Genomic DNA, 14,182 nt, shown 5'->3' with positions numbered 1-14,182 from the left:
TTATTCTGTTGGGAGGGTCGCGCGCTTATCGCGGGCGAGCGTTTGGGCCTCAGAGCGGTGTAGCAAAGCAAGCACGTGATCAGTGGTGAGCCCTTTCGCCTGCGCACGCTGCCAGATTTTGCGCGCCGAAGTGGGCGACCACGGCAATGCCGCTTGGGAAAGCCAATGTCGCAGCGGTGTAGGTAATGCGTCGTAGGTGTGCATGGGATCAACAGACCGGCGCCGCCTGCGCAGTGACGTTTGACCAAGATTGCGGTTCATGCCGCCTCCTCCGCACGCCGCCAAAGCGGAAAGGGATCAACATAGTCTGGCAACGCATCGAGGCTGCTGGCGACCAACTCCGGCACAAGACAAGCATCAAGTCGCGCCTTTATCGTTGCCCAATCTATTCCCGCCCCAATAAAGACAAGCTCCTGTCGACGGTCGCCCCAAGGCTCCTGCCAGTGGGCTTGCATGTAGTTTCGCGCGCTTTCGTCCTCGGGCCAGCTATCCTTTGGAACTGTCGCCCACCACGTCCCAAGTGGCTTGACGCTCGACAGGGATCCGGCGAGCGAAAACTCGGCGACCCATTCCGGGCGCGTCGCAATCCAAAAATGCCCTTTGGCGCGGATAACACCGGGAAGATCGCCGTTCAGAACCTCCAGTACCTTTTCTGGAATGAACGGTTGCCGGGCGCGATATACATACGACGCCACGCCATATTCCTCGGTTTCAGGCGTGTGATCGGCAAAACCGTAGAGTTCTTTGGCCCACATCGGGTGCTCATGCGCCTGTGCGAAATCAAAAAGACCGGTATCGAGGATCGCTTCAGCGGCGACATCTGAATGATCCGTTTCAATGATCCGCGCGTCGGCGTTGAGGCTACGAATAATCTTGCGTGCCGCATCCACGCGTTCAGGGCCTGCATCGGTGACTTTATTCAGGACGACGACGTCAGCAAATTCGATCTGATCGGTAAGCAGGTGGACCAGAGTACGTTCGTCCTCATCGCCCATGGTTTCGCCGCGATCGCTCAGGAAATCATGGCTGGAATAATCATTTAGCAGGTTCACCGCATCCACCACCGTGACCATTGTATCAAGGCGAGACACATCAGCGAGGCTGTCGCCGCGCTCATCGCGGAAATCGAAGGTTGCGGCGACAGGAAGCGGTTCAGAAATACCCGTGGACTCTATCAGTAAATAATCAAAGCGCCCTTCCGCTGCGAGCCGCCGGACTTCGTCCAATAGATCATCACGCAGCGTGCAACAAATGCACCCGTTCGACATTTCGACCAGCGTTTCATCCGTCCGACTTAGTTCCGTGTCAGCCCGCACAAGGTCTGCATCGATATTCACCTCAGACATATCGTTGACGATCACCGCAACCCTGCGGCCTGTCCGATTGTTCAGCACTCGGTTGAGTAGCGTGGTCTTTCCCGCGCCCAGAAAACCTGAAAGTACCGTGACGGGAAGGCGCGTATCTGACATGTTCGGCTCCATTCGCTGCTCTACAAGTCAGGTAACTTACTCAGTTACTAGATTGATGCAACAGAGAATGTTACATTAACCTCCATATTGGAGAACACCCGCCTATGAAACGCAACTCACGTCTGTCGCTCGCACTTCACACCCTTGGCCATATGGCAGGTGATCCCGCGGGAGTGCGGACCTCAGCGGATATTGCTGAGCATGCCGGGACAAATCCAGTTGTTGTGCGCCGCGTCCTTGGAAAGCTGCGCGAGGCGGGTTTGCTAACCTCTGAAAAAGGACATGCGGGAGGATGGCGTCTTGCACGTGAGCCCCATGAGATCACCTTGGCCGATGTTTATCTGGCGCTGGATGAAAGCCTTGTTGCGACGGGTGAACAAGAGGTTGCCTCCTCGTGCTCGGTAGAGAATATCTTACAAAGAAAAGTGGCGTCGGTCTTGGAAGACGTTGAGCGCAGTTTGGTGGAACGACTGGCCGCAACCACAATAGCCGAAGTGCGAGAAACCGGACCCGTCAAACACGGCTGATCCGCAGGGAAATCCAAAGTTGGGGACTGTTGCGTTAAAGTTCGTGGGCCAAAATTATACAACTGAACGCTGATTTTAGGCAGCCTCCTGAAAGAGTTGATGCATGAATGCAATCTCGCCTTTGACGCGGGGCTGCTTGTTGTGAATGTGGTCTCTCTTGAGTGTCCTTTTCGTCTCGATCCCCGCTAACGTCGCCTGCGCAGATCGCCTTACGATATGTCGGTGCCTTGTCCGTGCAAATAGATACGGGTCGATGCAAACGCACCCGTTCAATGGCTCTATTTAGAAAGGCTTTGGCGTCTCGTCTTGCTGTGAGGCGAAACTCCACCAGTTGATCGTTCGCATCAATTGCGCGCCACAGGTACCGCCATTTTCCACCGGCCCGTATGTAGGTTTCGTCAACATGCCAATCGAGGCTGCTGCGTTTATGATGCTTCTCAGCTCGCTTGGCCAATTCAGGGCCAAACTTTTGAACCCAGCGGTAGACAGTAGACCGATCTACGTCCAGGCCCCGTTCTGCCAGCAGATCAACGAGGTCTTGGTAGGACAACGGATATCGCAGAAACATCCGCACGGCACGCAGAATAACTGCAGCCGGAAATCAATGTCGCTCGAACGGCTGTTTACGCGGCACGATAGGGTCCTTTCGCTACGCTCACTCTGACAAAACTAAGTTAATGCAACAGTCCCGTTTCAACAGACTGCGACCAACTTTTTTATGTGGTCAATATACCCACAAAACAGGCAGCCAAACCGAAAGCGGTCAGTAAGGCTCGGTACAACCAACGGGGTTTCCCGATCAGCGCGTATGAAAGACATGTAAGTCCGATGCCGACCATCAAAAATGCGCTCAATGCACCTGTTGTGTTGGTTGAAACGCGGATCAGATCGGGGTTTGCAATCATGGCAAGCGGAATGATGTAGAGCCCGAGGCCGAGCGCCATAGCCGTCAGTGCAACCCTGAGCCAGTTTTCCCCAATCATCCCCGCCGCTATGAATACCGCGCCACAGACAGGGGGTGTGATTGTGGATAACAATGCGAACCAGAATACAAACAGATGTGCCTGCAACGGCTCAAGCCCCAGTTCGATCAACGCAGGTCCCGCAACGGACACGCAAATGACGTAGGCTGCCGTGGTGGGGACCTCCATTCCGAGCAAGAGGCATGCCAGCGCGGTAAGGAACAGCGCGGGCCAAAGCGAACCGCCGGATCCCGAGATGATGACGGAAGTGATTTTGATCCCCAAACCAGTGATACCGAGCACGCCGATGATAATCGATGCGCAAATTATAATCGCTGCGATCATGGCCACCTGTTGGCCGACAGCCAGAAAAGCGTGACCCATACGGTCAAACCCCTGGGCGATGTTCATGCGGGGTGATGCGTCGAAAAACAGCGCTGCCGCGCCAGTAAAAATTGCCAGTACGGCCGCATATTGCGGCGTAAACCCTGCAATAAACATAGCTGTGAGCAGGACCGAGAACGGCACCAGAAAAAACCCGGAGGTGATCAGCACCATGCGCGCGCCGGGGCGTTGGTCCTTTGGCACTGCCTGCAGGTCGAAACGCTGCGCATAGGCATTGATGCCCATCCATACGGTCAGAAAATAGAGGATCGCAGGCAGGAGTGCTGCCAACATGATCTGCGTGTAGGGCACTCCGGTCAGTTCAACCATCACAAAGGCACCAGCCCCCATAAGAGGCGGCATGATCTGACCGCCTGACGAAGCCACAGCTTCGACTGCAGCGGCGAGGCGCTTGGGATAGCCCAGTTTGGTCATCGCAGGTAATGTAATCGCACCTGTTGAGGCCACATTGGCGGATGCCGAGCCCGAGATGGACCCGAAAAGTGCCGACGAAATAACCGATACTTTGGCCGCACCACCCGTCAGGCGCCCTGCAGCGGCAGAGGCCACATTCATGAATCCCTGTCCCGCTTCGCCCGCATTCAGCACCGCACCAAAGATGACAAAGATTGCGACAACACCTACCGATACACCTGTGAGGCTGCCCCAAAGACCGCCTTCGGCAACAACAAGTGTGCCGAGAAAGCTGCGCAAGGGCGTACCGGCATGGCCAAATTCACCGGGGATATGTTGCCCGTACAAACCGTATATCAGCGCGCACAGCGCCACCGCCGGCAATGGCCAGCCAATCATACGCCGCGCGCCCTCCATTGCGATCGCCAAAAGCGCGATCGCCAGCGCGACCTGAAATCCGTTTTCCAAAAACCCGTATTGGTTGCGCAGGATCTGGTGGTTCAGGGCGATCCAGATACAGGCTGACACACCGATGAGCGTGATGACGAGACCCGACCACCAGCCCGCGTGTGTCTTGGCGGCGTATAGAAACACCCATGGCAAAATGAGCGCCATGTGCAGGGGACGCGCTATGAGGTTGGGCACCAATCCGTAAAAGATCAACCCGATATGGAACACGGCGGTGACCATGCCAAGCACGATCCACACGCGGCCAGCGCTGGGGGAAAAGGATGTCATGGAACCAAAGAGCCTTATCCCCATTTACCGTGGGAACAAGGCCAACCTGCTACATATGTGCGTCGTTCAGCGACACACCGATTTCTTTGTAGTACCGGATCGCACCGGGGTGAATCTGCGTCGTAATGTTGCTGAGCATATCGGCGGAGACCCCGGCCCACCACGCCGCATCCTTGGCCATGTTCTCGCGTGTTTCCCAGTAGGTTTTGGTGAGCATATACGCGGTATCGTCGTCCATTTTGGTCGTGGAATAGGCGACAACGGGCAAAGACGTCGTTGTGATGTCTTCAGTCTGGCCGGTATACGTCCCGGCTGGAATTGTCAGGCGCGTGCGCTTTGACTGCGCGATCTGTTCATCATTGAGCGACAGGACGGTAACGCCGGTAGAGGCCGCCGCTTCGATGACGTTCGGTGCTGGAAAGGAACCCGCCGTGACAAATCCGTCGATTTGTCCGTTTTTCAAAGCGTTTACAGCATTCGACAATTCTGAATCGGCGACCGTTACCTTGCCTTCAAGGCCAAACAGCTCGAGGTACTTCGCGCCCTCACGTGCTCCGAATGAGCCACTGCCCAAAAGGATCGTCTTGCCTTCCATCTCGGCAAAGCTGGTGACGCCGCTGTCCTGTGACATGACAAAATGCATGGTCAGGGACGGGATCGGGAACAGCGCGCGGATCTCTGCAAAGGCTGGATCGCTCTTGCCCTCGAACATGGCCTTGCCGCCCTGCGCCAGACCAACCAACGCAGGCGGCGTGGTAAACACATAATCACCACCGCGCGCGCGGACCTCCATCACATTCTGCACTGAGCCTTGGCTCTCTTCGACGGTCACGGAAATATCGCCGCCCGTACCTGCCTTCATCGCTTCGGCGATTTGTACAGCCATCTGGAAATACGATGAACCCGCTTTGGCGGATTTATAGGTCACGCGCGTCTCGGCCGTAGCGGTTGTGGTTAGTATCAAAGCAACGGCGGCAGCCGCGCCGATAGATTTCATAAGTGTCATTTGGTATCGCTCCCTGTTTCCAGCGAGACAATATTGTTTGGCAAGGTAATTGCAAGCTAAGCCATCAGAGTTTGTCCCGCGTTCGTTTACTGCATGAAATCTCAAGCCGCCTGAGCGTTTTTTCCAAGAAAAAGGAGCATTTGCAGTGTTAATTGTCACTGAGAACTGACCCGGTATTTTCACCGAGATTTGACCCCCCCTTGTTTATGCGTCTTTGTCTATGACGCAGTCAATGTTGCTTTCTCCTTTCCTGTTTTCTTTGCGGCCTCAGCGCTGGCTTTGAAGCGGTAGCTGTCGTTGCCAGTCTCGAGGATGTGGCAGCGATGCGTTAAGCGATCTAGCAGCGCCGTTGTCATCTTGGCGTCTTCGAACACCTGTGCCCATTCTGAGAAGCTGAGGTTGGTGGTTATGATGACACTAGTGCGTTCATAGAGCTTACTCAGTAGATGGAAGAGCAGCGCACCGCCTGACGAACTGAATGGCAGATAACCGAGTTCGTCAAGGATGACCAAGTCGATCTTTGTGAGCATCTCAGCCAATTTCCCTGCCTTTCCAAGGGCCTTTTCCTGCTCCAACGCGTTGACCAATTCGACGGTGGAGTAGAAGCGCACCTTGCGTCGATGATGCTCGATCGCCTGCACGCCGGTAGCTGTGGCGACATGGCTTTTGCCGGTGCTTTTGCCGGTGCCAGGTCCACCAATGAGAACGACGTTTTCCGCATTCTCCCCTCTCGGCAGATTGCTTCGCAATCGCCTGCCGGGCAATGTATGAACTCACCGCGATGGAGCTGTCGGACCGTGGCCTCATTGATGTCGCTCGACGTAAAGTCAAAGCCCGTCAGGTCCTTGTATGATGGGAAGCGCGCCACCTTCGTGTGATAGGCAATCGAACGCACTTCCCGTTCGGCCATTTCCGCCTTGAGCAGTTGGGACAACATCGGAGTGGCCGCCTCAAATGCTGGAACACCTTGTGTAACCAGATCGTCAACCGCGTGCGCCATGTCGCACCAAAGGTGCGCGACTATGGATGCTCGCCTTTGGCGAGACGCAGCTTGAGACTGCGCAGCATGATGACGATTGAGGCTCCTGCAGGATCATGACGCATGGCGCTTTCCTCCTGCTTGTCTCAGATCGTCGTACCGATCTACGTTTGCCATTGGGGCTGTTTCCAAAGCCAAGGCATCTGGTGGATCGATCTCTGGTTGATCTGTCCGCTTTGGATCAATCAGCCTGTGCAGGAGGTTGAGGATATGCGTCTTCGTCGGCACCCCGGCTTCCAGCGCCAGTTCCACTGCTCGCAGAACAGCGCTTTCATCATGGTGTAGAACCAAGGACAGGATATCAACCATCCACTGCCCGTCAGGGTATTGCGGAGCATTGTCCCGAGAGGGTCGCGATCTCCGCCTTCTTTGCGCAACATGTGATCCTGTAGTCGACGGAAGATGTCGGGCATCTCTGTAAACGGTGCACCATTGCGTAATGCCCCCGGTTTGCGTTGGAGCGAGCCATCGTCCGCCATGGGTCCGAGGACAATGGCGAGCGCCAGATAATGGCGCCAATCATAGATGACTTTGCCTGGCTTGCGGTGGGATCGATCAATGATGCGGTCATGCCTGCTGACGGTTTGCCCCTCTGCGACGATCACAAGTCGTTCCGGGTAAACACGAAGGCTGACAGGGCGGTTCGCAAAACTGGCGGGCACGCTGTACCGGTTGCGTTCAAAGGTGATCAAGCATGTTGGCGACACACGCTTGCTGTGTTCAACAAACCCGTCAAAGGCTGGTGGCAGAACCATCAACATAGGCTTCTCAGCGTCCCAAGAATCGGCGATTGAACCAGGCAATTCCCGGTGCGGCGTCTCCGCCCACAGAGCGATACAGCGTTCTTCCAGCCACTGGTTCAGCTCTCCCAGATCTTGGAAGACCGGCATGACCTGCCACAGCCGGTTCCGTGCATCCCGTACGTTCTTCTCAACCTGACCCTTCTCCCAGCCCGCTGCCGGATTACAAAACTCAGGTTCAAAGACGTAATGGCTCGCCATCGATTTGAAGCGTGCGTTGACATCGCGCTGCCTACCACGCCCAACACGATCCACGGCCGTCTTCATATTGTCATAGATGCCACGCCCCGGAACGCCGCCAAACGCGCGGAAGGCATGCCAGTGTGCATCGAATAGCATCTCATGTGTCTGCAAAGGATAGACCCGCACAATAAAGGCGCGGCTGTGCGACAGCTTGGTGTGTGCAACTTGCAGTTTGACGCGTTCGCCCCCAATCGTGGCACAGTCTTCGCTCCAGTCGAACTGGAATGCTTCACCGGGCTGGAACACCAGTGCGCCGTGCAATCTCACGAATTGGCATTTTGTCACGCAACGCCCAGCGTCGAATAACACTCAAAAATCCCATGCCTATCACTCCATGTCTCCCCGACAAAAACCGTCAGGGCAATGTGTCCACATGGGTCAGTTCTCAGTGACATTCAACACCATGTCCACCAAGCGTTCGATCTCCTGCCGGATACGCGCGCAGCGTTGTGCCAGATTGGCGACCTTCTCGGCCCGGACCTCACCCTCTTCCTGACGGTCGATCCGGACCATTTCATCGAGGTAGCGCTCGATACTCGCAATCAGATGGGTGGTGCGGCTCGCGATCTTGCCCTTGGTAAAGTTCTTGTCTCGATTATTGTCCGCCTTGAATTTGGAGCCGTCGATGGCAACACAATCCCCCTTCAGCACCCCGATCCGGCGACAGAGTTCGACGAACTGTGCACAAGTTCGCCGAATGGCGGGACCGTTATCGCGGCGAAAATCAGCGAGTGTCTTGTGGTCCGGGACCAATCGCCGCGTCAGCCACATCACCTCAACATTGCGACCAGCCTCCCGCTCCAGCGCGCGGCTGGAGGGCACGCGGTTCAGATAGCCGTAGATAAACAGCTTAAGCAGGACAGATGGGTAATAGCCGGGCCGCCCTGTCCGCGCCGGCGCCGTCCACAGGAAACCGATCGCCTCAAGGTCGATCTCCTCCACAAAGAGGTCAATCACGCGAACCGCATTGTCCTCGTCGATCCAGTCTTCCAGCCGGTCCGGAAAAAGCGTCATCTGAATTCGATCTGCACCTTCGATATATCCCGACATGCACGCCTCCTATTCTTGACGAGAAGCATACAACATCCAGAGTTTTCACACACCCTCAGCCCTTAGCGTCCAATGCTGCAGGATACGTGAAGGGCTGCTCTTAGTTTCACAAAGTGAAACTGAACGCTCAGGGGTTTCTCATTCAATGGCGGCATTGATGAATTCTGAAACGAGCTTCAACCGCGTGCGGTCTTTGGTGGCGATAAGGGACGTGTTCCGGGCTTCGGGCATTTCTTCGATGCCAATTTCGCAAAGATTGTTTTTGATGAGGCTGCTGTTTTGTAAGAACAACGCGACACCAATTCCCTGCAACACCGCTTCGCACATCAAAGGGAAGGTTGTCATCGTGGCCACGCGATTGAACGATATTCCATAGCGATCGCAAGCTTGATCCAGCAAGCGGCGCGTGAGCGACCCCTTCTCCGGGACAATGACCGTCTCTTGTGCAAGCTCGGCCAGTGAGATCTTGGCGCGCTTGGCGAAGGAGTGATCGCAACGGCAATAGATCACAAAACGTGCGCTTTCGATGTGGATTTTTTCCCAATGCTCATGATCGGGCGCATCGGTGATCAAGCCCACATCCGCAAGGCGGTTGCCAATCATCGATTTGGCAGTCGTCCAATCGTAAAGCCCAAAATCGACACGAATATCGGGAAACCGGCGCTGAAACCGCGCAATAATCCTCAACGCTGGTTGCGGCGCATTTCCGATGATCTTGAGACGACCTTCTTTCATGGCATTGAACCCTTCGAGCCGATCTGTGACTTCTGCGCTCAGGGCGACCATGCGATCCGCCAGATCGTAAAAATCCTGTCCGGTCGGGGTGAGTTCTACCCCATACCGACCGCGCAGCAAAAGAAGCGTTCCGACGCCTTTTTCAAGGTTCGCAATATGTTGCGTGATTGTGGATTGCGTGACGCCCAGCCGGACGGCGGCGGCGGAAAAGCTCCCCTCACGGACGACATAGGCAAACGCTTCGAACTGATGGTGGTTGGGGCGCATGATCTTTCCTTTTACCCCAAGATAGAACCCATCGGTTTCACTAATATGACGACACAAAACGGTTGTGTTCAGCACCTATTCCTTTTGCTGTACCAAAGGAGAATCGCATGTCAGGTTTGCAGATCGCATCTGTCACCAAGTCCTTCGCAGAGACCTCCGTTTTGAAAGGTGTGACCCTGGATGTGAAGGATGGAGAGTTCATTTCGTTAGTGGGCCCTTCCGGTTGCGGAAAGTCGACCCTGTTGCGGATCATCGCCGGGCTTGAGACACCAACAAGCGGCAACATCGCAATCGGTGGTACGGATGTGACACAGCTCCGCGCGGCGGATCGCAATCTGTCGATGGTATTTCAATCCTACGCGCTTTATCCGCATTTAACTGTGGCCGAGAACATCGCGGTGCCTTTGCAGATGCGCCAAATGACAGCGCTGCAGCGGTTGCCGGTGCTGGGCAGTGTGATGCCCGGTGCGCGGACGCAAAAAGCCGATATTATCCAAGCCGTCCGGCATGCGGCCGAAACGCTGGAAATAGCGGCACTTCTGGATCGCAAGCCCGGGCAATTGTCGGGCGGGCAGCGACAGCGTGTTGCCTTGGGCCGTGCCTTGGTGCGCGATCCGGCGGCGTTCTTGTTGGACGAACCGCTGTCAAACCTTGATGCGAAGCTGCGCGTTCAGACCCGTGCCGAGATCGCCGAATTGCACCGCCGCCTGAAGGCGACGTTTATCTACGTTACCCATGATCAGGTCGAAGCCATGACCATGTCCGACCGGATCGCGGTGATGATGGATGGTGAAATCCTGCAATGTGCAGCACCCGATGTGATCTATGAAGACCCTGACGACATTCGTGTGGCCGAGTTCATTGGCTCGCCCAAGATCAACATCTTGCCGGTGGAGCGAAACGGCACCGAGCTGACGGTGTTTGATCAGGTCCTGAATTCTCGTTTCTCTATCGACAGTCCGAAGGTGATGCAGATGGGCCTGCGTCCCGAAGCCCTGCGATTGACCCAATCCGCGCCGCGTCTCACCGGACGGGTCGTGCATTTGGAGAATCTCGGGTCAGAGGTCTTTGCCCAAGTTACCCTGAACACCGATGGATCGCGGGTGACCCTGCGGGCCATGCCGGCACAGCGGCAGAGTTTGGGTCTGGGTGCGCAGGTCGGTCTGACCTTTGATCTGAGGGCAGCTATTATGTTTGACGCAGAGGGGAACCGATTGCGCCGCGCCGAACTTGCCGCCACCCTCGCACCTGAGGTGGCCTGAGATGGCGGTCGTGGACCCCAACGTTGCAGGCGTCGCCAAATCCAAACCCGACAACAGGCAAGCGCGCGCGGGCTGGGGGTTGGCGGCACCTGCCTTGACGCTCATGGTTTTGATCCTGCTGGTGCCGATCATCGTGGCTGGTGTCCTGTCTTTCACTAACTATTCATTGGGCAATCCCGGCTTTGATTGGGTCGGCGTGCAGAATTATGAGCGCCTGTTCACCCGTTCGACTTACGAAAAGATGTTTGTTGCGACCTTTACCTACGTGGTCACCGTGGTGCCCATTTCCGTGGGTCTTGGCCTTGGGGCGGCCCTGCTGGTCCATTCGCTGGGCCGGATCGGGGACATCTACAAGACGATCTATTTCCTGCCCGTGATGGCCACGTTGTTGGCCATGGCCATCGCCTGGGAATTCATGCTGCATCCAACGATCGGGATGGTGAACCGCACCTTGGAGATGGCCTGCGGGACATGGGTTGAGGCGTTGCCCTTCTTTACCAATGGCTGCGCCGAGGGTTTCCCGCTGTGGCTGGGGGATCGCGACTACGCGATCTGGGTGGTCTGTTTCATCGGCATCTGGCAAGGGTTCGGTTTCAACATGGTGCTGTTCTTGGCCGGCCTGACGTCGGTGCACCGAGAACTGTACCACGCGGCCGAAATGGATGGGGCCCGCTCCGCGTGGGACCGGTTCCGGCTGGTCACATGGCCCGCCCTCGGGCCAACCACCGTCTTTGTGGTGACCATTTCCTGCATCCGCGCCTTTCAGGTCTTTGACACGATCGAGGCCTTCTGGCCGCAGGGCGGTGGGCCAAACAAATCCGCCTATGTGATGATGTTCGCGATCTTTGAGAAAGGCATCCAGCAGAACCTGATCGGCATCGGCTCGGCCATCACCATGTTGTTCCTGCTGTTCGTCATGTTTCTGACCCTGATCCAGCGATGGCTGGTCGAGCGCAAGGTGCACTATTGATGACACGTGATTGGTGGAAACATCTGGTGCTGATCCTTGGCACGATTATCGTGTTGGCGCCGTTCTATATGATGGTCAGCTATTCGTTCAAAAGCCCCGGCGAAATCGACCGTGGTGAAGGCGGGTTCTTTGGCCGTCAAGAGATGATGATCGACCCACGCTGTGTCGCCTTGCGCCAGCCAAGCCGCGCCGACATAGATGCCGCCCGTGCGCGGTTTGCTGGCCAAGACGACGCCAGCGTGCAGGCGGCCTTGTTGGCCGAGGCCGAGGCGTCCTGTTCCATGCGCCCTGTGGTGTTCAACTATTCCAAGGCTTTCACCGAAGCACCGCTTGTCCGCTATCTGCTCAATGGCGTGATCGTCACCGTATCGATCTTTCTGATCCAGATCGTTGTCGCACTGCCCGCCGCTTACGCCCTCGCCAAGCTCAAGTTCTGGGGGCGAGAGGCGGTCTTTGGGCTGGTCCTGTTCTGCCTGCTGATCCCTGTCCACGCCATCGCCCTGCCGTTGTACATCGGGCTGGCGAAGCTGGGGCTGACCAACACCTATGCCGCCCTTGTCGTGCCATGGACCATCTCGGTCTTTGGGATCTTCCTGATGCGCCAGTTCTTTATGACCGTGCCTGACGATCTGATTGATGCGGCGCGGATGGACGGGATGTCCGAGCTGGCCATCGTCTGGCGGGTCATGCTGCCCACAGCGATCCCCGCGCTTTTGGCCTTTGCCATCTTTTCGGTGGTGGCTCATTGGAACGATTATTTCTGGCCGCGCATCGTCGTGACCGGAAACCGCGATCTCTTCACCCCACCGCTGGGCCTTCGCGAGTTCAAGGGTGATGGGGATGGGTCGTTCTTCGGCCCGATGATGGCCACTGCCACCGTTATCGTCACACCGTTGATCGTCGCGTTTTTGCTGGCCCAACGCCGCTTTATCGAAGGGATCACTTTGTCTGGAATGAAGTAAGGCGGGACTTCTCCCGCCCTACCCGTAGCCCCGAAAGGGGAAAATCACCGGGGTCTGCCAATCACCAAACCGCACGTCCCCGACAACAGGAGCAAACCTAATGAAACTGACCACAACTGCAATGGTTTTGGCCATGTCAGCCAGCGCCGTTTTCGCCGAGGACAAGGTGACCATCGAGTTCGCCTATCCCTATAGCCACCTCTTTGATGTCACCTACGAAGCGATGATGCCCGCTTTCCAGGCGGCGCACCCGAATATCGAGGTCAAGTTCCGCGCCACCTACGAATCCTACGAGGACGCCACCAACACGGTCCTGCGCGAGGCCGTTGCTGGCAACCTGCCAGATGTCAGCATGCAGGGTCTGAACCGTCAGGCACCGCTGATCGACAAAGGCATCGCCCAGTCGCTGGAACCCTTCATCGCCGGCGAACCTGATTTCGAAAAGGACGGCTACCACCAGGCGATGCTGTCGCTTTCGACCTTTGACGACGAAGTCTATGGCCTGCCGTTCTCGATCTCCCTGCCGGTTGGTTATTACAACATGGACATCCTGCGCGAAGGCGGCATCGAAGAGCTGCCAACGAATTGGGACGAGGTGATTGCAGCCTGCAAGACCATGAAGGCCAACGGCATCGACAATCCGATCTTCTGGGGTTGGAACATCACCGGCAACTGGTTCGTTCAGGCCCTGTTGTGGAGCCAGGACAAAGCGATCGTCGAAGACGGCCGCGTGACCATGGACAGCCCAGAGGCGCTGGTCGCACTGGAACAGATGCAGGAAATCTTCACAGAATGTGAAATGCAGAACCTCGAATGGAAGGCCGCATTGTCGTCTTTCTCCGCTGGTTATGTCGGCATGATGTTCTGGTCCACTTCGGCTCTAGGCGCGGTTGAGCGCAGCCAAGGTGATTTCGAACTGGTGACCGGCCCATTCCCAGGCCTCGACGGTGCGCCGATAGGGCTGCCTGCGGGTGGCAACGCGGCGATGCTGACCTCAACCTCCAAGGATCCTGCCGTGCGCGAAGCGGCTTGGACATGGCTGAAGTTCATCACCTCAGGTGAAGGCGCTGCGGAAGTGGCTAAGACCACTGGCTACATGCCACCGAACAAGGCTGCCAACGAGATCATCCTCGCCGATTTCTACGAGCAGAACCCGAACAAACAGACCGCGGTGGACCAGCTCCCGCTGTTGCGCGACTGGCTGGCCTATCCTGGCGACAACGGACTGGCAATCACCCAAGTGATCTATGACGGGATCGAACGCATCGTCACTGGCGACGCGACCGATATGAAAGAATTGCAGGAAGAACTCGTCGAGGAAATCGCCGACCTGCTGCCCAACGGCTAAACCATC

10 protein-coding genes and 4 pseudogenes are annotated in these 14,182 nt (G+C 56.5%); 5 read left to right on the top strand and 9 right to left on the bottom strand.

Annotation, left to right across the window (positions count from 1 at the left end; all coding sequences use genetic code 11):
- Both RLO149_RS24080 and RLO149_RS04495 read right to left on the bottom strand, forming a co-directional pair.
- On the bottom strand, window positions 1-261 hold the full coding sequence (locus RLO149_RS24080; RefSeq protein WP_044025201.1) for a DUF6525 family protein: 261 nt from the start codon (window positions 259-261) through the stop codon (window positions 1-3).
- On the bottom strand, window positions 258-1,469 hold the full coding sequence (locus tag RLO149_RS04495) for a GTP-binding protein (protein ID WP_013960884.1): 1,212 nt from the start codon (window positions 1,467-1,469) through the stop codon (window positions 258-260). The genes RLO149_RS24080 and RLO149_RS04495 overlap by 4 nt, the downstream gene beginning before the upstream one ends.
- A gap of 104 nt (window positions 1,470-1,573) precedes the next feature.
- Between RLO149_RS04495 and RLO149_RS04490 the strand changes: the two genes are divergently transcribed.
- Window positions 1,574-1,996, top strand: a complete 423-nt coding sequence (locus tag RLO149_RS04490; RefSeq protein ID WP_013960883.1) for an RrF2 family transcriptional regulator — start codon at window positions 1,574-1,576, stop codon at window positions 1,994-1,996.
- 75 nt (window positions 1,997-2,071) lie between these two features.
- On the opposite strand, the pseudogene RLO149_RS23070 reads toward RLO149_RS04490, so the two are convergent.
- The 7 genes and pseudogenes from RLO149_RS23070 to RLO149_RS04455 all read right to left on the bottom strand — a co-directional run bounded on the left by RLO149_RS23070 (window position 2,072) and on the right by RLO149_RS04455 (window position 9,634).
- Window positions 2,072-2,582 (bottom strand): annotated as a pseudogene (locus RLO149_RS23070) (IS6 family transposase).
- 130 nt (window positions 2,583-2,712) lie between these two features.
- Window positions 2,713-4,494, bottom strand: coding sequence for a TRAP transporter permease (locus tag RLO149_RS04480; protein ID WP_148264307.1), 1,782 nt, complete (start codon window positions 4,492-4,494; stop codon window positions 2,713-2,715).
- A gap of 49 nt (window positions 4,495-4,543) precedes the next feature.
- Window positions 4,544-5,500, bottom strand: coding sequence for a TAXI family TRAP transporter solute-binding subunit (locus RLO149_RS04475; RefSeq protein ID WP_013960880.1), 957 nt, complete (start codon window positions 5,498-5,500; stop codon window positions 4,544-4,546).
- A 218-nt stretch (window positions 5,501-5,718) separates the two neighbouring features.
- Window positions 5,719-6,604: pseudogene (istB, locus tag RLO149_RS04470) on the bottom strand (IS21-like element helper ATPase IstB).
- A pseudogene (gene istA, locus RLO149_RS04465) lies at window positions 6,594-7,831 on the bottom strand (IS21 family transposase); the annotation flags it as partial. The pseudogenes istA and istB, both read right to left, overlap by 11 nt.
- A 153-nt stretch (window positions 7,832-7,984) precedes the next feature.
- A pseudogene (locus RLO149_RS04460) lies at window positions 7,985-8,632 on the bottom strand (transposase); the annotation flags it as partial.
- 138 nt (window positions 8,633-8,770) lie between these two features.
- A complete protein-coding gene (locus tag RLO149_RS04455) occupies window positions 8,771-9,634 on the bottom strand; it encodes a LysR family transcriptional regulator (protein ID WP_044025536.1) in 864 nt (287 codons plus the stop codon).
- A gap of 107 nt (window positions 9,635-9,741) precedes the next feature.
- Between RLO149_RS04455 and RLO149_RS04450 the strand changes: the two genes are divergently transcribed.
- From RLO149_RS04450 to RLO149_RS04435, 4 genes are all read left to right on the top strand, one after another.
- Window positions 9,742-10,896 carry an ABC transporter ATP-binding protein gene (locus tag RLO149_RS04450; protein WP_013960877.1) on the top strand — a complete coding sequence of 385 codons (1,155 nt, stop codon included), beginning with the start codon at window positions 9,742-9,744 and terminating at the stop codon, window positions 10,894-10,896.
- A 1-nt stretch (window position 10,897) separates the two neighbouring features.
- Complete coding sequence (locus tag RLO149_RS04445; protein WP_013960876.1) at window positions 10,898-11,866, top strand: carbohydrate ABC transporter permease; 969 nt, start codon at window positions 10,898-10,900, stop codon at window positions 11,864-11,866.
- Window positions 11,866-12,828 (top strand): carbohydrate ABC transporter permease, encoded by a 963-nt coding sequence (locus RLO149_RS04440; RefSeq protein WP_013960875.1) that lies wholly within the window; start codon window positions 11,866-11,868, stop codon window positions 12,826-12,828. Before RLO149_RS04445 ends, RLO149_RS04440 begins: the two co-directional genes overlap by 1 nt.
- A 100-nt stretch (window positions 12,829-12,928) precedes the next feature.
- Window positions 12,929-14,176, top strand: coding sequence for an ABC transporter substrate-binding protein (locus RLO149_RS04435; protein ID WP_013960874.1), 1,248 nt, complete (start codon window positions 12,929-12,931; stop codon window positions 14,174-14,176).
- The last annotated feature ends 6 nt before the right edge of the window (window positions 14,177-14,182 follow it).

It is taken from the genome of Roseobacter litoralis Och 149, assembly GCF_000154785.2.
Taxonomy (GTDB): Bacteria; Pseudomonadota; Alphaproteobacteria; order Rhodobacterales; family Rhodobacteraceae; genus Roseobacter; species Roseobacter litoralis.
The sequence above is the reverse complement of the archived record's forward strand: the minus strand, read 5'-3'. Positions and strand labels throughout refer to the sequence as shown.

Coding starts and splice junctions, on each gene's coding strand:
- RLO149_RS04455 (WP_044025536.1), bottom strand. CDS start 9,634: ATGCGCCCCAACCACCATCAGTTCGAAGCGTTTGCCTATGTCGTCCGT.
- RLO149_RS24080 (WP_044025201.1), bottom strand. CDS start 261: ATGAACCGCAATCTTGGTCAAACGTCACTGCGCAGGCGGCGCCGGTCT.
- RLO149_RS04440 (WP_013960875.1), top strand. CDS start 11,866: ATGACACGTGATTGGTGGAAACATCTGGTGCTGATCCTTGGCACGATT.
- RLO149_RS04495 (WP_013960884.1), bottom strand. CDS start 1,469: ATGTCAGATACGCGCCTTCCCGTCACGGTACTTTCAGGTTTTCTGGGC.
- RLO149_RS04475 (WP_013960880.1), bottom strand. CDS start 5,500: ATGACACTTATGAAATCTATCGGCGCGGCTGCCGCCGTTGCTTTGATA.
- RLO149_RS04435 (WP_013960874.1), top strand. CDS start 12,929: ATGAAACTGACCACAACTGCAATGGTTTTGGCCATGTCAGCCAGCGCC.
- RLO149_RS04480 (WP_148264307.1), bottom strand. CDS start 4,494: ATGACATCCTTTTCCCCCAGCGCTGGCCGCGTGTGGATCGTGCTTGGC.
- RLO149_RS04445 (WP_013960876.1), top strand. CDS start 10,898: ATGGCGGTCGTGGACCCCAACGTTGCAGGCGTCGCCAAATCCAAACCC.
- RLO149_RS04490 (WP_013960883.1), top strand. CDS start 1,574: ATGAAACGCAACTCACGTCTGTCGCTCGCACTTCACACCCTTGGCCAT.
- RLO149_RS04450 (WP_013960877.1), top strand. CDS start 9,742: ATGTCAGGTTTGCAGATCGCATCTGTCACCAAGTCCTTCGCAGAGACC.